The 19,843-nt window shown below is 74.2% G+C and carries 17 protein-coding genes, 1 tRNA gene, 1 pseudogene and 1 riboswitch; of the genes and pseudogenes, 10 read left to right on the forward strand and 9 right to left on the reverse strand.

Features of this window, described 5'->3' with window-relative positions; all coding sequences use genetic code 11:
• Nucleotides 1–100: 100 nt before the first annotated feature.
• The gene (locus EDD32_RS06150) at nucleotides 101–898 is read left to right on the forward strand and encodes a DUF881 domain-containing protein (RefSeq protein ID WP_123915876.1); all 798 of its coding nucleotides are present in this window, start codon (nucleotides 101–103) and stop codon (nucleotides 896–898) included.
• A 64-nt stretch (nucleotides 899–962) separates the two neighbouring features.
• Complete coding sequence (locus EDD32_RS06155) at nucleotides 963–1,580, forward strand: aminodeoxychorismate/anthranilate synthase component II (RefSeq protein ID WP_123915878.1); 618 nt, start codon at nucleotides 963–965, stop codon at nucleotides 1,578–1,580.
• Nucleotides 1,581–1,582: 2 nt separating this feature from the next.
• Here the strand turns inward: EDD32_RS06155 and pknB are convergent, their stop codons facing one another.
• Genes pknB through EDD32_RS06190 form a run of 7 tightly spaced genes read right to left on the reverse strand, consistent with a single transcriptional unit; the run spans nucleotide 1,583 to nucleotide 10,431 of the window.
• Entirely contained in the window at nucleotides 1,583–3,433 is a 1,851-nt protein-coding gene (gene pknB, locus EDD32_RS06160; protein WP_211338746.1) for a Stk1 family PASTA domain-containing Ser/Thr kinase, read from the reverse strand.
• 2 nt (nucleotides 3,434–3,435) lie between these two features.
• The gene (locus tag EDD32_RS19100) at nucleotides 3,436–5,022 is read right to left on the reverse strand and encodes a serine/threonine-protein kinase (RefSeq protein WP_211338747.1); all 1,587 of its coding nucleotides are present in this window, start codon (nucleotides 5,020–5,022) and stop codon (nucleotides 3,436–3,438) included.
• Nucleotides 5,019–6,455, reverse strand: coding sequence for a peptidoglycan D,D-transpeptidase FtsI family protein (locus EDD32_RS06170; RefSeq protein WP_123915882.1), 1,437 nt, complete (start codon nucleotides 6,453–6,455; stop codon nucleotides 5,019–5,021). The genes EDD32_RS19100 and EDD32_RS06170 overlap by 4 nt, the downstream gene beginning before the upstream one ends.
• A complete protein-coding gene (locus EDD32_RS06175; protein WP_123915885.1) occupies nucleotides 6,452–7,924 on the reverse strand; it encodes an FtsW/RodA/SpoVE family cell cycle protein in 1,473 nt (490 codons plus the stop codon). The genes EDD32_RS06170 and EDD32_RS06175 overlap by 4 nt, the downstream gene beginning before the upstream one ends.
• Nucleotides 7,924–9,231 (reverse strand): PP2C family protein-serine/threonine phosphatase, encoded by a 1,308-nt coding sequence (locus EDD32_RS06180; RefSeq protein ID WP_123915888.1) that lies wholly within the window; start codon nucleotides 9,229–9,231, stop codon nucleotides 7,924–7,926. The genes EDD32_RS06175 and EDD32_RS06180 overlap by 1 nt, the downstream gene beginning before the upstream one ends.
• Before the next feature lie 8 nt (nucleotides 9,232–9,239).
• A complete protein-coding gene (locus EDD32_RS06185) occupies nucleotides 9,240–9,710 on the reverse strand; it encodes an FHA domain-containing protein FhaB/FipA (protein WP_123915891.1) in 471 nt (156 codons plus the stop codon).
• Between the two features lie 10 nt (nucleotides 9,711–9,720).
• The gene (locus tag EDD32_RS06190; protein ID WP_123915895.1) at nucleotides 9,721–10,431 is read right to left on the reverse strand and encodes an FHA domain-containing protein; all 711 of its coding nucleotides are present in this window, start codon (nucleotides 10,429–10,431) and stop codon (nucleotides 9,721–9,723) included.
• 439 nt (nucleotides 10,432–10,870) lie between these two features.
• On the opposite strand from EDD32_RS06190, the gene EDD32_RS06195 reads away from it, so the two are divergent.
• Nucleotides 10,871–10,954 (forward strand) — tRNA-Leu (locus EDD32_RS06195).
• A 539-nt stretch (nucleotides 10,955–11,493) separates the two neighbouring features.
• A pseudogene (locus EDD32_RS20100) lies at nucleotides 11,494–12,208 on the forward strand (MmyB family transcriptional regulator).
• A 175-nt stretch (nucleotides 12,209–12,383) separates the two neighbouring features.
• Here the strand turns inward: EDD32_RS20100 and EDD32_RS06205 are convergent.
• A complete protein-coding gene (locus tag EDD32_RS06205) occupies nucleotides 12,384–12,911 on the reverse strand; it encodes a hypothetical protein (protein ID WP_123915897.1) in 528 nt (175 codons plus the stop codon).
• Between EDD32_RS06205 and EDD32_RS06210 the strand changes: the two genes are divergently transcribed.
• The 6 genes from EDD32_RS06210 (at nucleotide 12,910) to EDD32_RS06235 (ending at nucleotide 19,553) form a co-directional block, all read left to right on the forward strand.
• Nucleotides 12,910–13,266: a spore germination protein GerW family protein gene (locus tag EDD32_RS06210; protein WP_123915899.1), complete on the forward strand. Its 357-nt coding sequence runs from the start codon at nucleotides 12,910–12,912 to the stop codon at nucleotides 13,264–13,266. The two genes, EDD32_RS06205 and EDD32_RS06210, sit on opposite strands and share 2 nt — an antisense overlap.
• A gap of 154 nt (nucleotides 13,267–13,420) precedes the next feature.
• Nucleotides 13,421–14,869 (forward strand): SPFH domain-containing protein, encoded by a 1,449-nt coding sequence (locus tag EDD32_RS06215; protein ID WP_123915901.1) that lies wholly within the window; start codon nucleotides 13,421–13,423, stop codon nucleotides 14,867–14,869.
• 239 nt (nucleotides 14,870–15,108) lie between these two features.
• Nucleotides 15,109–15,606, forward strand: a complete 498-nt coding sequence (locus tag EDD32_RS06220; RefSeq protein ID WP_123915903.1) for an aromatic ring-opening dioxygenase LigA — start codon at nucleotides 15,109–15,111, stop codon at nucleotides 15,604–15,606.
• Between the two features lie 628 nt (nucleotides 15,607–16,234).
• A riboswitch (SAM riboswitch) is annotated at nucleotides 16,235–16,329 on the forward strand.
• Between the two features lie 7 nt (nucleotides 16,330–16,336).
• On the forward strand, nucleotides 16,337–16,864 hold the full coding sequence (locus tag EDD32_RS06225) for an OsmC family protein (protein WP_123915905.1): 528 nt from the start codon (nucleotides 16,337–16,339) through the stop codon (nucleotides 16,862–16,864).
• Nucleotides 16,861–18,540 (forward strand): sodium:solute symporter family protein, encoded by a 1,680-nt coding sequence (locus EDD32_RS06230; RefSeq protein ID WP_123915907.1) that lies wholly within the window; start codon nucleotides 16,861–16,863, stop codon nucleotides 18,538–18,540. Before EDD32_RS06225 ends, EDD32_RS06230 begins: the two co-directional genes overlap by 4 nt.
• Entirely contained in the window at nucleotides 18,537–19,553 is a 1,017-nt protein-coding gene (locus tag EDD32_RS06235; protein WP_123915909.1) for a YeiH family protein, read from the forward strand. Before EDD32_RS06230 ends, EDD32_RS06235 begins: the two co-directional genes overlap by 4 nt.
• Here EDD32_RS06235 and EDD32_RS06240 read toward each other — a convergent pair.
• Nucleotides 19,546–19,791 carry a hypothetical protein gene (locus tag EDD32_RS06240; RefSeq protein ID WP_123915911.1) on the reverse strand — a complete coding sequence of 82 codons (246 nt, stop codon included), beginning with the start codon at nucleotides 19,789–19,791 and terminating at the stop codon, nucleotides 19,546–19,548. The two genes, EDD32_RS06235 and EDD32_RS06240, sit on opposite strands and share 8 nt — an antisense overlap.
• Nucleotides 19,792–19,843 lie beyond the last annotated feature (52 nt).

The raw sequence follows: 19,843 nt of genomic DNA on the forward strand, positions 1-19,843 counted from the left end.
GACGGACACGTTCCCGCGGGGGCCGGTCCGTCGCCTACCGTAGTCTCGCACGCGTGTCGTCCGGGGCGGCCCCGGCCACGCGGCACCGGGAGGAGGCGCCGTGGAGCACCACAGCGATCCGCCCGAGCCCGGCGCCGCGGAGCTCGCGAGGCCGCAGCGCCCCCACACGGCGCGACGGCCCCTCCCCACCCTCCTGCGTGCCGGGTCCGTCGGGACCGCCGCGGTCGCCGCGCTCGCGGGTCTGCTCTTCGCCACGGGCGCCCAGATCTTCGCCGGCGACAGCTCACGCGACGCCGCGGACATCACCGACCTCGCACGTGACGAGGCCGAGCGCCTCCTCGAGCTCGAGGAGGACAACGCCGGCCTCCGTGCCGCTATCCAGCCTTACCTCGACGCCGAGCCGGCTCCGACGAGCGAGGGCGGGGGCGCCTTCCTCGCGGCACTGGCAGCCGGGAGCGAGACGGCCGCGGGGCCCGGCCTGCGCGTCGAGCTCTGGGACGCCCCCGTCGACGGCCAGGACTCCGACATCCCCCCGGACGCGCTCGTGGTCCACCAGCAGGACCTCGAGGCCGTCATGAACGCGCTGTGGGCGGGCGGCGCCGAGGCGATGGCGGTGCAGGGCCACCGGGTCGTCTCCACCACCGGCGTGCGCTGCGTGGGCAACGTCCTCCACATCCAGGGCCGGATCTACTCACCACCCTTCCGTGTCGAGGCGATCGGCGACCCCGAACAGCTGCGCACGTCGCTCCTCTCCGCCGAGGGCGTGCAGATCTACCTCCAGTACGTCGACGCCGTCGGCCTGGGTTGGTCGGTCGAGGAGACCGGGCTCGAGCTCCCCGCCTACAGCGGATCCCTGAGCCTGCGCCACGCCGAGGTCATCGAGGAGGGCACCGCATGACCGCACCCGACCGCACGGCCGTCGCCGCCGCCGCGGTTACCCCACCCGAGAGGACGTCGGAGCAGTGAGCAGGATCCTCGTCATCGACAACTACGACAGCTTCGTCTACACGATCGTCGGCTACCTCCAGCAGCTCGGCGCCCGGACCACGGTCGTGCGCAACGACGAGGTGCCCGCACTGGACGGCTTCGACGGGGTGCTCGTCTCGCCCGGACCTGGGGCCCCCAAGGAGGCCGGCGCCTCGATGGAGGTCATCGAGGCGTGCGCCGACCGCGAGCTGCCGATGCTGGGGGTGTGCCTGGGTCACCAGGCGCTCGGCGAGGTCTTCGGCGGCGTCGTGACCCATGCCCCCGAGCTCATGCACGGAAGCACGTCCGTCGTGGAGCACACCGGCGAGGGGGTCTTCGACGGACTGCCGAGCCCGTTCACCGCCACGCGGTACCACTCCCTCGCCGTGGTCCGTGAGACGGTCCCCGACGAGCTGGTCATCACCGCGGCGACCGGCTCGGGCATCGTCATGGGCCTGCAGCACCGCACCCTGCCCCTGCACGGGGTCCAGTTCCACCCCGAGTCGGTGCTCACCGAGGGCGGGCACCGGCTGCTCGCGAACTGGCTCACCACGACCGGCGACGACGACGCGGTGGACCGCTCGCAGGGACTGGCCCCCCTCGTGCGGAGGTAGCCTCAGCCCTCGTCCGCCGGCGCCTCCGTGGGCGGCGCCGTGGTGGGCGGGGCCGTGGTGGGGGGCTCGGTCGTGGGGGGCTCGGTCGTCGGCGGCGCCGTCGTCGGCTCGGGCTCCGGCGGCGCGATCGCCACCGTGAGGGTCACGGTCGTGCCGCGCTCCACGACACCCTCCGGGTGGGACTGCTCCAGGACGGTCCCGGGCGCGAAGTCGCCGGACTCCTGCTCGACGATCCGCACCCCCAGGTCGAGGTCGGAGAGGATCTGCGACGCCTCGGCCTCGGTCCGTCCGGTCAGGCCCGGCAGGTCGACGTTGGCGCTGGCGATGACCAGGTCCACGGTCGTCCCCGGCGGCACCGCCTCGCCGGCGGCGGGTGAGGAGCTGATGACGTCGCCGACGGCGACCGACGCGTCGACGTTCTCCTCGGTCACCCGGCCCCGCTCGAGCTCGGCACGCTGGAGCTCGGCGGTGGCCTGGTCCTGGTCGAGACCGCGCACGTCCGGCACCTCGACCGCGCTCGGGCCGGCCGAGAACGAGACGGTGACCGTCTCGCCCGTCTCGACCTCGGTCCCCACCGCCGGGGTGGCCTCGACGAAGAGCCCCTCCTCCACGGTGTCGGACTGGACCGCCTCCCCGAGGGCGAAGACGAGGCCGTCGGCCTCGAGCTCCTGGCGGGCCTCGACCTGGTCCATCCCGGTGAGGTCCGGGACGGCGACCACGGTGACCGGCGGCGGCTCGTCCTCGCGGGTGACGATGAGGGCGACGATGCCGGCGGCGGCCGCCACGCCCAGCAGGGCGAGCAGCCAGACCCACCACCGCGAGCCGCGGCGGTCCTCGTCCTCGGGCGGCAGGCCGTTGCCGTTTCCGGCGGTCGTGGTGGGCGTGGCGGCGGTCATCGTGCGGGTGGCCGCGGCGGCGCCGAGCGGTGCCGTGGCCGCAGCCGCCCCGGCCGCCGCGCCCGCGGCCCAGAAGGCGGCGGTCGGGGCCTGGACCTGCCCACCGCGGACGGCGGCGAGGAGGTCGGTGCGCATGTGGGCGGCGTCGGCGTAGCGGTCCTCGCGGTCCTTCGCCAGCGACTTCAGGACCACCCGGTCGAGCACCTCGGGGATGTCGGGGGTGATGGTCGACGGCGCTTTCGGCATCTCCCGGACGTGCTGGTAGGCCACGGCGACGGCGGAGTCCCCGGTGAAGGGCGGCTGGCCGGTGAGCAGCTCGAAGAGCAGGCACCCGGTCGAGTACAGGTCCGAGCGGGCGTCGACGACCTCGCCGCGGGCCTGCTCGGGCGAGAGGTACTGGGCGGTGCCCACGACGGCGTGGGTCTGCGTCATCGTCGCGGCCGAGTCCGCGATCGCCCGGGCGATGCCGAAGTCCATCACCTTCACCGCCCCGGTGGGGGTGAGCATGATGTTCCCGGGCTTGATGTCCCGGTGGACGATGCCCTCGCGGTGGGAGTACTCCAGCGCGGACAGGACGCCGGCGACGATCTCCACCGCCTCGTCGATCGGGACGGGGTCCCCGCCCGAGAGGAGGCTCCGGACCGTGTGCCCCTCCACGTACTCCATGACGATGAACGGCACCGTGGTGGTCCGACCGGACGACGACGTGACCTGCTCCTCGCCCGTGTCGTACACCGCCACGATCGAGGGGTGGTTCAGCGCGGCCGAGGACTGCGCCTCGCGGCGGAACCGCGCCTGGAACGTGGCGTCACGGGCGAGGTCGCTGCGGAGCACCTTGATCGCCACGGTGCGCGAGAGCCGGCTGTCGTAGCCGATGTGCACCTCGGCCATGCCGCCGCGTCCGATGAGCTCGCCGACCTCGTAGCGGCCGGCAAGAACGCGCGGGATCTCGTCCACCACTAGTCGTCCTTCTCTGTCGTGCGGATCTGCATCGTGCTCTCGGTCGCCGGCGGGCCGGCGGCGGAGCTCCCGCCCCGGCCCAGCGTACCGAGGGCCAGGAGGGCCAGGGCCACGAGGATCGCCAGGACCACCGCCATGGCGCGCAGCCAGATGCGGTCGGCGGCGACCTCCGTCCAGGTCGGGACGGTCCAGGAGCGCTGCGCCGCGCGGCGCAGCGCGCGGCGGGTGGCCGCCCGGTCCCCGCCGTCCTCGGCGCCGGCACGGGTGCGCGCGGGGTCGTGCGCCGCCGCGGGGGTGGTCGCGGACCGCAGCGTCCCGACCATGACGAGGTCGTCCGGGTGAGGAGCGGGGGCGTCGAGCCACGTCGCCCGTCGGGCTGCCGACGGCGGGGTGAGGGTCGCGGTGCGCGAGGCGCCGGGCGGGGCCGCGGCGGCGGTGCGGACCGCCGGCGGCGGTGCGGGCGGGCCCGCGACGGACGTCGACGACGGTGGGCCGGCGAACGCCGTCGACCCGGGCGGCAGGGGGCGCTCACCGCCGCCACGCCGTGAGTCCGACGGCTCCCCCGGCGCCCCGGCCGTGCGGCCGCCCGGGGTGAGGGGCGAGCGGTCGGAGGCCCGGTGGATCTCGCGTCGACGGGGCAGGGGGTCCTCCGGTGCCCGGGCTCCGCGATCGGCCAGGGGCATCGCGCCGGTCGGCGGGGCGAGCAGGGACCGCCGGACCCGGTCGACGACCGGCTCGCGCCGGGTGCGCCGGGTGGGTGCGGCGCCCAGGTCGGCGGCCACGGTCTCCAGGGCGCGGGCGCACGCCAGCGCCGACGCGGGTCGGGCGGCGGGGTCCTTGGCGAGCATCTGCTCCACGACCGCCCGCAGCGGGGCGGGCACCGTGCCGGGCAGCGGTGGGAGGGGGGTGTTGACGTGGGCGAAGGCGATGTCGACCTGCGTCTCGCCGGTGAAGGGCCGGTGCCCGGCGAGGCACTCGTAGGCGAGGACGCCGAGCGCGTAGACGTCCCCGGCCGCCGTCGCCGGCTTGCCCATGGCCTGCTCGGGCGGGAGGTACTGGGCGGTGCCCATGACCATGCCGGCGGAGGTCATCGGCGCCTGGTTGGCGGCGAGGGAGATGCCGAAGTCGGTGAGCTTGACCTGTCCGCTGGCCCCGATGAGGACGTTGGCGGGCTTGACGTCGCGGTGGACGACGCCGGCGGTGTGCGCCGCGTGCAGCCCCCGGCAGGCCTGGACGAGGATCGGCACGAGGTCGGCCGGGGCGATCCTCCGCTCGCGCTCGAGCAGGTCGGCGAGGGTCTCGCCCCGGACGAGCTCCATGACGAGGTAGCCCGAGCCCTCCTGCTCGCCGTGGTCGAGCAGCATCGCGAGGTTCTCGTGGCGCAGCCCCGCCGTGTTGCGCGCCTCGGCCCGCAGCCGGGAGAGGAAGAGCTCGTCGCCGGCCAGCTCGGCGCGCATGACCTTGGCCGCGACCGTGCGGCCGAGGCGCCGGTCGGTGGCCTCCCACACCTCGCCCATGCCCCCGACGGCGATCCGGGTGGTCAGCTCGTACCGGGCGCCCAGGACCAGCCCGGCCTCGGGCCTCACCGGAGCACCGCCTGCATGACCTCGCGCGCGATCGGACCGGCGTTCGTGCCGCCGTCGCCGCCGTTCTCCACGACGACGGCGACCGCCACCTGCGGGTCCTGCGCGGGGGCGAAGCCGATGAACCACGCGTGGGGGTCGACGCCCTCGGCGTTCTCGGCGGTGCCGGTCTTGCCGGCCACCTCGACCCCCGGGATCTGTGCGGGTCCGCCGGTGCCGTCGGCGACGACCTCGACCATCATCTGGGTCAGCGCCTCGGCGGTCCCGGCCGAGACCGACTCGCGCAGGTCGGTGGGCTCGGTCGTCGAGGCCACCTCGAGGTCGGCCGTGAGCTCGCGCGCGACGAGGTAGGGCTGCATCTGGATGCCGTCGTTGGCGACGGCCGCCGCGACCATCGCCATCTGCAGCGGGGTCACCCGGACGCTCGCCTCGCCGATACCGGACATCGCGAGCTCGGCCTGGCTCTCCGTCTCGGGGTAGCGCGAGGGCGTCACCTCGAGCGGCACGGCGAGCTCGGCGCCGAAGCCGAAGGCCTCCGCCTGCGCGCGCAGGTCCTCCTCGCCCAGGTCCATCGCGGCGAGGGCGAAGGGGGTGTTGCAGGACTGCCGGAAGGCGGCCACCAGCGTCACCTCGCCCGAGCCGTCGCCGCACGCCCGCTGCCCGGGGTTGCGCAGCACCGCCGTCGACTGGGGCAGCTCGAGCTCGGTGGGTGCCTCGACCATGGTCTCGGGGGTGGCGCCCGCCTCGAGCATCGCCGCGGCGGTGATCACCTTGAAGCTCGACCCGGGGGCGTACTGGTCGCCCGCGACGGCCCGGTTGACGAGCGGCTGGGCGGGGTCGGCGCTCAGCTCGGCGAACGCCGTCTCGGCCTCGGTCCGGGAGCGGGTCGCCAGCGCGTTGGGGTCGAAGCTCGGCGTGGAGACCATCGCCAGGATGGCGCCGGTGGCCGGGTCGAGGGCGACGACGGCGCCCTCCCGGTCGCCGAGGCCGGCGATGGCGGCCTCCTGCGCGGCGGGGTCGAGGGTGAGCTCGACGGCGCCGCCCTGCGGCTGGTCGCCCGTGAAGAGGGACTGGATGCGCTCGAGGAGCAGCGAGCTGGAGGTTCCGTTCAGGACGTCGTTCGCGGCGAGCTCGAGACCGGTGATGGAGTTGAAGACCGTGGAGAAGTACCCGGTGACGTGGGCGTACGGCGCACCCGGGTCGTACGAGCGCTGGAACCCGTAGACGTCGTCGACCGGCGTCGAGGTGGCCACCGGCGTGCCGGCGACGACGATCGGTCCGCGGTCCCGGCCGAACTCGCGGTACACGGTGCGCACGTTGCGCCCGTCGGCGTTGAGGTCGGGCGCCTGGAAGAACTGCACCGAGGTCACCGAGACGAACAGCGCCAGGAACATCACGGCGACGACCCCGGCGAGGCGGCGGATCTGGTCGTTCACCGGCGCACCACCTCGGTCGCCTGCCCGTCGTCGGGCCGGTCCGACCCGGGCGCGCGGCCCGCACCCGGCCTGCGGGCCCCCCCGGCGGACGCCCCGCCGACCGGGATGACCTCACCCTCGCCCGCGGGAACGGCCGGCAGCGGCGGTGCGGGGCGGCGGGCGGCGTCGGAGATGCGCAGCAGCAGCGCGAGGATGATCCAGTTCGACACCAGCGAGGAGCCGCCGAGCGCCAGGAACGGCATCGTCAGGCCGGTGAGGGGGATGAGGCGGGTGATCCCGCCGACGACGACGAACGCCTGGAAGGCGAGGACGAAGGCGAGGCCGGAGCCGAGGAGCTTGCCGAAGCCGTCGCGCACCCCGATGGCCGCGCGCATGCCCCGCTGCGCCAGGACGAGGTACATGAGGAGGATCGCGAGCAGGCCCGTCAGGCCCAGCTCCTCCCCGAGGGAGGCGACGATGAAGTCGGAGTTCGCGAACGGCACGAGCTGCGGCTCGCCCTCGCCCCAGCCGGTGCCCATGAGCCCGCCCGAGGCCATGCCGAACAGGCCCTGGACCAGCTGGCCCGAGCCGCCGGGGTCGCGGTTGTAGAACTCGGGCTCGAGCGCGTGGAGCCAGACGTCGACGCGGGCCCCGACGTGGGGGAACAGGGCCGCGGCCGCCGCGGCGCCACCGGCGAAGAGGAGCAGGCCGATGAGGACCCAGCTCAGCCGCTCGGTGGCCACGTACAGCATGGCCACGAACAGGCCGAAGAAGAGCAGCGAGGTGCCCAGGTCGCGCTCGAGCACGAGGACGACCAGGGAGACGCCCCAGGCCAGGAGGATGGGGCCGAGGTCGCGGGGCCGGGGCAGCTGCAGACCGAGGAGCTTCGGGCCAGCCAGGGCGAGGTTGTCCCGGTTGGAGACGAGGTAGCCGGCGAAGAAGACCGCGAGGACGATCTTGGCGAGCTCTGCGGGCTGGAAGGACATGCCGAGCAGGCGGATCCAGATGCGTGCGCCGTTGATGTTGACCCCGAGCCCGGGCAGCATCGGCAGCAGCAGGAGCACCAGACCGACGACCATCGCGGTGTAGGTGTAGCGGCGCAGGTGCCGGTGGTCACGCAGGAACCACAGGACCACCATCGCGGCGGTGGCCCCCACGAGCGTCCACAGCATCTGCCGGCTCGCGTTGCCGCCGTCGCCGAGGGCCAGGTCGATCCGGTAGATCATCGACAGCCCGATGCCGTTGAGGGCGACGACGATCGGCAGGAGGACCGGGTCGGCGTACGGGGCGCGCCAGCGCACCACGAGGTGCACGACGAGCGCCAGCCCCGCCAGCGCACCGCCGCGGGTGAGCAGGTCCGGGGGCAGCGTGCCCGTGACGGCGAGGGCGACCTGGGCGTAGGCGCCGAGCCCGACGAGCAGCGCGAGGACGAGCAGCCCGAGCTCCGCACCTCGTCCGGTGCGGGCCCGCTGCTCGGTGACGATCGCCATCAGCCTGCCCCGGTGGTCGCGGACTCGCTCGGACCGGGTTCCTCGGTCGCGCCGGGCTCCGTCGTCGCGCCGGGTTCCGTCGTCGCGGTGGGTTCCGGCCGTCGGGTCGGCTCCTCGACGACGCTGGAGCGCAGGTTCTCCACCACGGTCTCGGCACCGGCGAGGGAGTCACGGGTGATGGGGCTGTCGAGGCGGTCCTGCGCGACCTGGGTGAGGTCGCCGACACGCAGGTCGGTGCGCTCGTGGAGGGTCGCCAGGCGCAGGGACCCGAGCTCCTGCGGGATGCCGCGGTAGATCGCCACGTACTGTCCCGACGGGGCGACGAAGTACTGGGTCTGGGTCCAGGACCACGCGGCCCAGAGACCGCCGGCCACCGCGGCGAGGATCAGCAGGGTCGCGACCACGACGCCGACCCAGCGCCGGCGGACCGGCTCGTCGTCGTCGTTGGCCTCGGCGGCGTCGGGGGAGGCGGCGCGCACGAGCGCGGCGGCTCGGGCGGCGGGACCGTCCCCGCCCCGGGTGGCGCGTCGCCGGTCGGCCGCCGCGGAGCCGACCACCTGCGGGGTGGTGTCCACGCTCTGCCCGGTGGGCAGCACGTCGGCGATGACGACCGTGACGTTGTCCGGGCCGCCCGCGCGCAGCGCGAGGGCGACGAGCTCGTCGGCGCAGGTGCCCGGGTCCTCGACCGTGGCGAGGGTGTCGGCGATGGTCTCGTTGGAGACGACGCCGAAGAGGCCGTCGGAGGCCAGCAGCCAGCGGTCGCCGGCCCGGGTCTCGCGCAGCGACTCGTCGAGCTCGACCTCGCCGTCGTTGTCCCCCAGCGCCCGCAGGATGACGTTGCGCTGCGGGTGGCGCTCCGCCTGCTCCGGGGTGAGGCGCCCGGTCGAGACGAGGTACTGCACGAAGGTGTGGTCGGTGGTGACCTGGGTGAGCGTCCCGTCGCGCAGGAGGTAGGCGCGCGAGTCGCCGATGTGGACCATCGCCAGCTTGTTGCCCGAGCGCAGGATCGCCGTGCAGGTCGTGCCGAGGCCGGCGAGGTCCTCGTCGGCGTCCGAGCGCTCGACGAGCTCGGCGTGGGCCGAGGCCACCGCCCCGCGCAGCAGGTCCAGGAGATCGTCGGCGCCGTGGGCGTCGTCGAGGACGGCGAGGTGCGCGACGGCCACCGAGGACGCGACGTCGCCGCCGGCCGGTCCGCCCATGCCGTCGGCGAGGACGAGGAGGTGGGGGCCGGCGTAGCCCGAGTCCTGGTTGGACGCGCGGACGAGGCCGACGTCGGACCGGGCGGCGAAGCGCATCTGCAGGCTCATCGCGGGGCTCACCGGCGCAGCTCGACGAGGGTCTGCCCGATGCGGACCGGGGTGCCGACCGGCAGCGGCACGGGCTGGTCGAGGCGCTCGCCGTTGACGTACGTGCCGTTCGTCGAGCGCAGGTCCTCCACCCACCAGCCGTCGTCCTTGGGGAAGAAGCGGGCGTGTCGGTTGGAGGAGTAGTCGTCGTCGAGGACGAGCGTGCAGGCAGCGGCCCGGCCGACGAGGATCGACGAGGCGCCCAGCGGGATGGTCGTGCCGGCGAGGGGGCCCTGGGTCACCACGAGCCGGCTCGGGCCGTTGCGGGCCGCCGGCCGGGAGGGCCGGGGCGACGGGCGGCGGGGGCCACGGCCGGGCCCCCGCGGGGTGACCTTGGTGCCGAAGATGTCGTTGCGCAGCACGACCAGGGCCGCCACGACGAAGAGCCACAGCACCAGGAGGTAGCCCACGCGCAGCAGGGTGACGACGAGCTCGCTCATCCGGCGGGGCTCACCGGGCGTCGTCGGCGTCGTCGGCGCCGGTCCAGAACATGATCCGGGTGCGGCCGATCGTGATGGTGTTGCCGTCCACGAGGGTGGCCGCGTCGATGCGGTGGCCCTCGACGAAGGTGCCGTTGGTCGAGCCCAGGTCGGTGGCGATGACGCCCCCGGGGGTCACCCGGATCTCGAGGTGGCGCCGGGAGACACCGGAGTCGTCGACGATGATGTCGGCCTCACTGCCCCGGCCGACGACCGTGACGGGCCCGGTGAGGAGGTAGCGCTGACCGTCGATGTCGACGATGGGGTGGCGCGCGCTCGGGGCGGTCGTCGTCGCGGGGGCGACCGCGCCGCGCCGGGTGGCCGACCGCACGGTGAAGCGGCCGGTCGTCAGGGCCTCGTCCTGCTCGAACGCCACCTCGACCGGGCCGACGAAGGAGTACCGCTGGGACTGGGCGTGCTCGGTGGCTGCGCCGGCCATCTCGTCGGCCAGGGCATCGGCGCCCCACTGGTCGATCTGCTCGAGGTCGGAGGGGGCGAGCTGCACGACGAAGTCGTTCGGCACGACCGTGCGCTCGCGGGAGACCGCGGCGGCGCGCTCGTCCATCTCGCGGCGGATCGCCGAGGCGAGCTCCACGGGCTTGACCTCGCTGCGGAACGCCTTGGCGAAGGCGGTGGAGACGACGTGCTCGACGCCCTTCTCGAAGCGGTCCAGCAGACCCATGGCACCGCTCCTTCCCGCTGTCGGTCGTCCCGCCGGCCGGACGTCCCGGACGGACGTCTCGGCACCGGCACAGGTCCGGCTCGGTCGATCGTAACGAGAAGCCCCCGGATTTCGCGCACCGTGGCGTCCCGGCGCGGCACCGCCGGTGCGTGGTCGCACCAACGACGCTGCCACGGCGCATCGACGACGCTGCCACGGCGCATCGAGCACGGTGCCACGGCGCACCGACAACGTTGCCACGGCGCATCGAGCACGGTGCCACGGCGCATCGACGACGCTGCCACGGCGCATCGAGCACGGTGCCGCGGCGCCATGTCGACGGCGCCACCGGGCCGCTGCCTGACGCCGTCGCGTGTCCGGGATCACGTCACGGCCCGGCGCCCGCGCGTCGGGCGGCAGCGGGCCCCCGTGCTAGTGTTTCCACCGCTGTTCACAGCGCGCGCGAGTGGCGGAATAGGCAGACGCGCACGGTTCAGGTCCGTGTGCCCGAAAGGGCGTGGGGGTTCAACTCCCCCCTCGCGCACAGCAGCAGGCGGCGGGATTCCCGGGTGAACCGGGGGTCCCGCCGCTGTGCATCCTCGGCCTGCCGCAGCGGTGCGTGCTGCGCCGGGCTGCCGCTGGCTCCCCTTGGTCCGGGCGACGGCCCACGGTTCGCTCCATTGGTCCGGGCGACGGCCCACGGTTCGCTCCCTTGATCCACGGACGGTCGCCGCTGGCGCGCATGTCGGCGTCGAAGCGGGTCACTTACCGGGGAGGTATCGGCGGCGGAGGGCCGTCGGATGTGACCCGATCCGTCCGACCTTCCCCGACTCTTCCGCTTGGGTCCCGACAGACGGGCGTCAGCATCGTTCGCCGGGGCGTGCGCGGAGGCGGAGCAACCCTCCGAACCAGCCAACTCGCTCGGGAGCGCGGCCGGGAGCACCCCTTCTTCCAGGTACTGCCAGGACCTCCCCCGGGCGGCCGCACCCGCCTGCCGTGGTGGGGACACGGAGGTGGGCGCGGCACAGACAGACCGGGCGCGCTGAGGTCCGGGAGTTCCTGGCGTCGCGTCGGGCGCGCGTGATGCCCGAACGGGCCAGGGCTGCCCGCGTACGGCGGGACCGGCGCGTCGCGGGCCTGCGCCGGGAGGAGGTGGCGAGCGGGAGCACCTCTGCGCCCTCGCCCTCGCGGCAGGGCCGCCGAAGCGGCGTCGCCGCGTACCGACCACCGTGCGGCCGGCCGCCCAGCAGGTCCTCGACGCGATCACCGACGCCCCCGCGTGGGTGCGCAACGGCCGCCACGACATCGTGGCGATGAACCGGCTGGCCCGGGCCCTCCACGCCCCCGTCCTGGCGGACCCCCGGCGAACACCACCCGGTTCGTCTACCTCGACCCCGCCGCGCGGGACTTCTTCGTGGACTGGGACAGATCGCGAACGGCGCCGCCGCCATGCTCCGCCTCGAGGCCGGCCGCAACCCGCACGACCAGGAGCTCATCGCACTGGTCGGCGAGCTGTCGACCCGCAGCGAGCTCTTCCGGCAGCGATGGGCCTCACAACGTGCAGTTCCACCGCAGCGGCCGCGAGCGCCCGCGGCACCCCGTCGTGGGCGAGCTCGACCTGGACTTCGAGTCGATGGAGCTGCCGTCGGAACCGGACCTCGTGCTCAACGTCTACACCGCCCCCGCCGGGTCGCCCACTGCGGACGCCCTCAGACTCCTCGCCTCCTGGGCGGCCACGCAGGAGGCCGAGGCACTGACGGAGCAGCCCGGCGCCGCGGTGGAGGAGCTCCGCGGCTGAGGCGCGAGCTGCTGTCCATGACCGAGGTCTTCGTCATGCGCGACGTCCTCATCCATGAGCGGCGCGCCTGGTCGTCCCGTCCGCTGACGACAACCACGCCTAGCGGGGCAGGCGGGGGTCGTGCGGGCGCCCCACCGCGAAGGGGACGTCTGGTCAGTGGGCGAGGAAGACGTGGTCAGTGGGCGAGGAAGACGTCGTGCTCGGCGCAGCCGGAGGGGACCTCGACGCCGCCGACGTCGTACGGACCCGTCGGCGCCGGACCGGGGGAGTGCTCGACGACGTACCCGCCGGCGAGCCCGACCGTCTCACCGAGCGTGAAGGTCCCGTAGCCGGGCACGTCCACCGTCAACGGGTCGGTGCCGGCCACCGTCGTCCCGTGCGGCCACACGACAACTGCCCCGCCGGCGCCCAGACACCCCCCGAGCACCTCGAGCTCGCCCGGGAGCAGGGCGTCCATGCCGGCGTCGGCTCGCGCACCGACCAGGACGGCGACGTCGCCGCCGGAGACGACCTCGCCCCCGGCGCCGCCGCACGCCGCGAGCAGGCCCGCCGTGGTGACGACGACGAGCAGGCGCCACGGTCCCGGCCGGGAGCGAACCTCCCACCCGACCGGCGAATCCCGGGTGCCACGCGGTGCGCCGGTGCGATCCTGGGCGTGCGCGCACGGGCCCGGCGGCCGACCGTGCCACGAGGAGGAAGCCATGAGGGAAGAGTCCCACCTGCGCACGCTCGCCGAGACGCTGCGCGACGCGCCGACGGTCCGGCGGGCGTTCGGGGAGGCGCACGAGTCCGACGGCGCCACCGTCATCCCGGTCGCCACGGTGCTCGGCGCCGGTGGCCTCGGGTACGGCTCGGGTGGTCCTGACGCTGGGCCGGCGGCCGGGGAGGGCGGTGGTGGGGGCCACGCCCTGCGTGTCCGACCGCTCGGGGTCTACGTGATCCGCGCCGGTGAGGTCACGTGGCAGCCCGTCACGGATCCGAGCCGGGTCATCCTCGGTGGCCAGGTCGTCGGAGCGCTGGCACTCCTGCTGCTGGCCCGCGCGCTCCGCCGTCGCTGACGGCGCGGCCCATCGCTCGACGGTGGGGGCGGCCCTCGTCGACGTGCCGGTGCGCACGCGCGCCCACCTTTCCGTCCTGTGCATCGGCGCAGGTCAGCGCCGCAGCCTCCGATAACGTGAGTCCTATCTGTCCCCTGAAACCGAAAGAAGCCCTGTGGACATCCTCCTCGGCTCCATCCCGTTGCTCGCCGTGCTCGTCCTGGTTGTTGTCGTCGTCTTCGTCGTGCTCAGGAAGTCGATCCGCACCGTGGACCTCAACGAGGCCCTCGTCATCGTCGGCCGCAACGCCAAGGAGGGGCCCACCGGCAGCCTCGACGCCGTCCCGCCCGCCGGGACGCTCACGGACGGCAAGGGCCCGCGCGTCGTCATCGGCGGCCGTGCGTACGTCAAGCCCTTCGTCGAGTCCGCCACGAAGATCTCGCTCGAGCAGCGCCAGCTCTCCCTCACGGTCGAGGGTGTGGACAAGAACTTCATCGCAGTCTCGGTCAAGGCCTCGGTCCTGTTCAAGGTCCGCGGCGACGTCGACGGCGTCCGGCGCGCGGCGCAGCGGTTCACCAGCCAGCAGGCCAAGCTCGAGGGCCCGCTCCAGCAGTCGCTCGAGGGCGCACTGCGCCCGGTCCTGGGCTCGATGACGGTCGAGCAGATCATCTCCGACCGTCAGGCGCTGCAGGACCGGGTGTTCGAGTCGATCAAGCCGGACCTGTACCAGCAGGGCTTCCACATCGACCTGGTGAACCTCTCCGACATCTCCACCCCGGCCTCGGACTACCTCGCCAACCTCGGCCGGGCGCAGGCCGCGACGGCGCGTCAGGAGGCCGAGGTCAAGGAGGCCGAGGCCCGGCTGGTGTCGGAGACGGCGCAGATCGCCGCGCAGGAGCAGATCGCCGAACGCCAGCGTGACCTCGCCCTCAAGCAGGCCACCATCAAGGCCCAGACGGACCGGGCCGCCGCCGAGGCGGACGCCGCCGGCCAGCTCGCCCGCGCCGAGCAGGAACGGGTCGTGGCGGCGCAGGAGCGCGAGGCCCTGCAGGAGAAGGCCCGGGTGGCCGAGCAGCAGCTCGACATCGACGTGCGCAAGCCCGCCGACGCCGCCGCGTACGCCGCCGCCAAGCAGGCAGAGGGTGAGCGGGACGCCCGCAAGGCCGAGACGGACGCGGCCGCCTACGAGCGCCAGGCGCTCGCCGAGGCAGAGCTCTCCGCCCAGCGCAACGAGGCCGAGGCGATCAAGGCCCGTGGCGAGGCCGACGCCGAGTCGATCCGCGCGCGCGGCCTCGCCGAGGCCGCTGCGACCGAGGCGCAGGCGAAGGCCCTGGCCGAGCAGGGCTCAGCGGTCATCGCGCAGCAGGTCGTCGCGCGGCTGCCCGAGATCATCCGCGCCGCCGCGGAGCCGGTCGGTCAGATCGACAACCTGACCGTCGTCGGGACCGACGGTGCCGGCGCCGTGACGAAGATCGCCGGCCAGGTCTTGGGGGAGGGACAGCAGGTGGTCAAGGCGCTCTCCGGCATCGACCTCGCCCAGGTCGTCGCCTCCCTCGGTGCCCTGCCTGCCGTCGCGGTGAACGGTGCATCCACGGACGGCGCGGCGGTTCCGGGGGACCACTGACGACCCGCCTGCGCCCGGACGGCTCCCGTGAGGAGGCCGTCGTCCGGCCGCACCGGGACCTTTGCCCGGGCGTCGGGCGGCTGATGGTCCCGGTCCTTTCGGGACCTCGGTCCTGACTCCGCCCGGTTTGTCGCTTCTACGTTTATCCCGACAAGAACGCCCGAGCCCCCCGCACCGGCCCGGAGCACATGGAGCGGGACGCCTGATCGGTGGCCCGCACGAAGACGGGAAATCGAATCATGAGCAAGTCCGCTACCAAGATCGCCGGGATCGTCTCGATCATCGCGGGGATCGTCTTCATCGTCGCTGGTGGGGTCACCTGGGGCATCGTGAGCAACCAGCTCGCGGCGGAGAACATCTCCGTGCCGGAGGACTCCTCGATGCTCCCGGGCGACCGCGTCGATGGTCCGTTCTCGGCGTACGCGCAGGCGCAGATCATCAACAAGCACGCGCTGGCCGGGACCGAGGGTCGCACGTACGCCGAGCTGGGTGCGGCGATGGGGGAGGTCGAGGAGGGCTCTGAGGAGCAGCAGGCGCTGCAGGAGCAGCGGACGTCGGTGATGACCGCGTCGTTCCTGCGGGCGTCGTTGTTCACCTCGGTGGTCTCCTACGGTGTCGCCGCCCTGGTGATGGGTCTGGGTGTGCTGTGGATCCTGGTCGGGTGGGCGCTGACCACCCTGCGCACGGCCCCGGCCGCGCCGGTGGTCTCCCAGGACCGCACCCCGGTCACCGTCTGACCACCCCGCACCACGCGCCACGCACCAGGTCTCCAGCACCGGGCGCCACGCACGGTAGTTCCGCAGCACGGCAGCACGTCGTTCCACAGTCACTTCGCCGGAGCCCCCGGCCCCCGCCACGAGGTGAGGGGTCGGGGGCTCCGCCGTGTCCGGGGATCCGCCGTGGGGCCGGTGCATTCTCCGGTCACACCCCTGGCCTGCCGCGGGCGACGTCGACCGGGCGATGCCGACCCGGGCGGGGCCGCCCGTCCGGGTGTGGTCGAACCAGTAGATGGTGGGCGACTCAGGACCTGGCGGGGTGAGCCAGCAGTGCGGGAACCTCGACCTCACCCCGGGACCCTCGATCTCGGCGCGGCCCTGCTGACCGGGCCGGCGCTCGGTCAGCCCGCCGGAACCTCGATGCCCTGCTGACCGGGCCGGCGCTCGGTCAGCCCGCCGGGACCTCGATGCCCTGCTTCTGCGGCCTCGCCCTCAACGGCGGCGGTCGGTCCGAGCTCCTTGTCCCACAGCTGCTCCCGGGTGCAGCCTCAGGCAGGCAGCCGTCTCGCCATGCGAGCGCCCCGGCGGGGCGCGGCTCACGATGCGGGCCGCGGCCCGGCCCTGCCTCGTCCGTTTCGTACGTTTCCTCCACCCATCCAGAGCGGCCGAGAGACCTGGCTCGACGACGCCGCAGCAACCTCCCCGCCTCGCGGGGGCGGGTGCTCACGCCGGGACCGATGGAGGAGAGCCCATGCCTGTGACCACCGACCGACACACCGACGACCGGCCCCGGATCAAGCACGTCCGCGCCCGCGGCGAGTGGGCCGGGAGCTACACGACCCGCCTGAGCGTGCGCGGCTTCGACTTCGTCGCGGCGGAGCCACGCTCCTTCGGCGGGGACGACAGCGGGCCGACGCCGATGGAGTACGTCGCCGCGGCGCTCGCCTCGTGCCTGACCGTCGTCGTCGAGAAGGTGGCCCAGGAGCGCGACCACACCATCCATGCCCTGCACGTGGAGACCGACGCCACCCAGGACGTGCGGGGGTTCGCCGGCACGGCGGACGTGCCGCCGTACTTCTCCCACGTCACCCTCGCCGTGGCGCTCCGCACCGACGCCACCGCCGACGAGGTCGCCGCCCTGCGGGGGGAGGTCCTGCGCCGGTGCCCGGCGTACGGACTGATCGCCGCGGCCGGCGTGCCGGTCGACGACGTCTGGGACGTCACCACGCAGGTCTCCCCCGGCGTCGCCGAGGACCTCACCCCGGGGCCGACCCGATGACGACCGTCGGCCTCTGGACGGTCGGGCTCGCCCTGGCCTACACCGCCTTCCTCGTCCTCGCCGGCCGGGCGGTCCGCGCGCGGGCCGGCGGCGCCGCCAACTACTTCGTGGGCGGACGGAACTTCCGGCCGATCACGGTGGCGTTCTGCATCACCGGCCTGTTCTCGGGGTCCTCGTTCATCGCCATCCTCGAGCTGTCGTACCGCACCGGCGTCTCGGCGGTCTGGTACGGCGTCGCCGAGATCGTCCAGATCACCCTCATCGCCGCCCTGCTCGTGGTTCCGCTGCGCAAGCGGCTCGTCGTCACCATCACCGGCCTCATCGGCGACCGCTTCGGCCGCGCGGCCCGCGCCGTCGGCGGGGTGATCACCGCGTTCACGTTCCCGATGTGGTCCGTCGCGACCGCGATCGCCTTCGCGACCGCCCTGCACGCGGTCACAGGGCTGAGCATCCACGGGTCGGTCATCGCCACGGCCCTGCTGCTCCTGGCCTTTCTCTGGGGCGGGGGCATGCGGTCGGTCGCCCTGACGCAGACGGCCAACGTCGTGGTCTTCGTGGTCATGCTCGCCGTCGGCGCGGCCGCGGTCCTCGTCGGGCCCGGCCTCGGGGCCCTCGCCGACCTGCCCACCACCCATCCCCGGCTCGTCGACCCGTCGGCGGCAGGGGTGACCCTCATCGTCGCCTGGTTCGGCACCTTCGTGGTCAACGTCCTGCTGGCCCAGGCCGCGTTCCAGATGGCGCTGTCGTGCCGGACGCCCGAGGAGGGCCGGAAGGGGCTCGGCTGGGCCGCGGTCATGGCGGTGCCGTTCATCGTCCTGGGCGTCGCGATCGGCGTCGCGGCCGCCGTCACCGTCCCCGGCGAGAGCCTCGGTCTCCTCGGCGTCACCCGGTTCGTCACCGACGCCCTCCCCGCTCCACTCGCAGCCGCGTTCTTCCTCGGCCTGTGGGCGTGCGCGATCGGCTGGGGCGGGCCCTGCCAGTTCTCCGGCGCGACCTCCCTCGGCCGCGACGTCGGCGCCGCGCTCAACCCGCGGGCGAGCGAGGCCGACCTCGTGCGCTACACCCGCTGGTCCCTCGTTCTGCTCACCGCGCTGATGGTGGTCTTCGCGCTGCTGCGCACCGAGCAGTCGGCGTGGTGGAACGTCCTGGCCTGGACGCTGCGCAACGGCGCCACCCTCGCCCCGGTCGCCGCCGTGCTCTTCTGGCCGGTGGCCACCCGCCGGGCAGCGCTGGCGTCGCTGGTGGCCGGGTTCACGACCGGTCTGACCTGGTACCACCTCGGCGGGTGGGACCCCGCGGCGTTCTACCTGGGCATCCATCCCGTGTGGGTGGGGATGGGCCTCAACCTCGTGGTCCTGCTCGCCGTCACCCTCGCCCAGGGCGGCTGGACGCTGTCGGCCGGTACCGCCCGACGGCGCCGGGGCGGCGCCACGGTCGTCGGGGCGGCGGTGGTGCTCGCGGTCACCACGCTGTCCTGGGCGAGCCTGCACCCGCTCGGCCTGACCGGCCTGGCACTGTTCTGTGCCGTGGTGCTCCTCACGGCCGGTGTCTTCCAGCTCACCGTCCCTGCGCTGGCCACGCGCACGTTGCCGGTGCCGCAGGAGGTGCCGCAGGAGCAGACCGGCGGCGGGGTTGCCGGCCTCACCCACGAACGCACGGAGGCGCTGCGGAGATGACGGCACCGACCGAAGCGACGCGCCGGGACGTCGCGCGGGCGGGCCCCGGGCTGCTGGCTGCCGCCCTGGCCGTCGTGGTGGCGGGGGCGGTCCACCGGGTGGTGCCGCAGCTCCCGGCGCTGACGGTCGCCGTCGTGCTCGGGATCCTCACGGCCAACCTCCCGCAGACCGCCCGGCTCGTGGCCGGTGCTCTCGGCCCCGGCCTGGCGGTCGCCAGCAAGCGCCTCATGCGCCTCGGCATCGTACTGCTTGGGCTACGCCTGAGCCTGGGCGAGGTGGCCGAGCTGGGCTGGCGCACCCTCGCCGTGGTGGTCGGCATCGTCCTGGTCACCTTCGTCGGGACCCTCCTGGCGGGGCGGGTGCTCGGCCTGCCGCGGCACGAGAGTCTGCTCGTCGCCACCGGCTTCTCCATCTGCGGGGCCTCCGCGATCGCCGCGATGGGTGCGGTGACGGGGGCGAGCCGTCGGACGACGGTCGTGCCGACGGCGCTCGTGACGCTGTGCGGCACCCTGGCCATCGCCGTGCTTCCCCTGCTCCAGGGTCCGCTCGGCCTCGCCCCGGAAGCGTTCGGCCGTTGGGTGGGCGCGAGCGTCCACGACGTCGGTCAGGTGGTGGCGACCGCGGGGACGGCGGGGACGGCTGCGCTCGCCGCAGCCGTGGTCGTCAAGCTGACGCGCGTGCTCATGCTGGCGCCCATGGTGGCCGGGGTCGCCCTGACGATCCGGGCGCGTCGAGGTGCGGACGACGAGCGCCCGCTGCCCCCGGTCGTCCCGCTCTTCGTCGCCGGGTTCCTCGGCATGATCGCCCTGCGCAGCACGGGTGCTGTGCCCACCGGTGTCCTCGAGGCCGCCGCGCTGGCACAGGACCTGCTCCTGACCGCGGCGCTGTTCGGCCTCGGCAGCGCGGTCCGGGCCGGAGAGCTGCTGCGCACCGGTGGGCGCCCGCTGGTCCTGGCCCTGGTGTCGTGGGCGCTGGTGGCGACCGTGTCGCTGGTCGCGCTCGGCCTCAGCTGAAGGCTCGGACCCCGTCCGCGGTGAGGAGCTCACCGCGGGCGACCGCGAGCTCCAGCCCTGCCGGCGGCAGGCTCGTGCTGGCCTGGAGCAGAGCGGCCGGTACCCCCGCCTCGCGGGCGTACGTCACGGCGAGGTTGCGCCGGACCATCGCCTCCTCGGCCGCCTGCTGGGCCGCGTCGAGCTCGCGCTGCGCCTCGCGGACCCGCTCCAGCGCCCGGACGGCGCCGGGGTCGTCCACGGATCGGCGAGATCGGAGGCCGCCGGGGCGGGAAGCTGATGGGGTGGGCAGG

The sequence above is a fragment of the Georgenia muralis genome (assembly GCF_003814705.1).
Taxonomy (GTDB): domain Bacteria; phylum Actinomycetota; class Actinomycetes; order Actinomycetales; family Actinomycetaceae; genus Georgenia; species Georgenia muralis.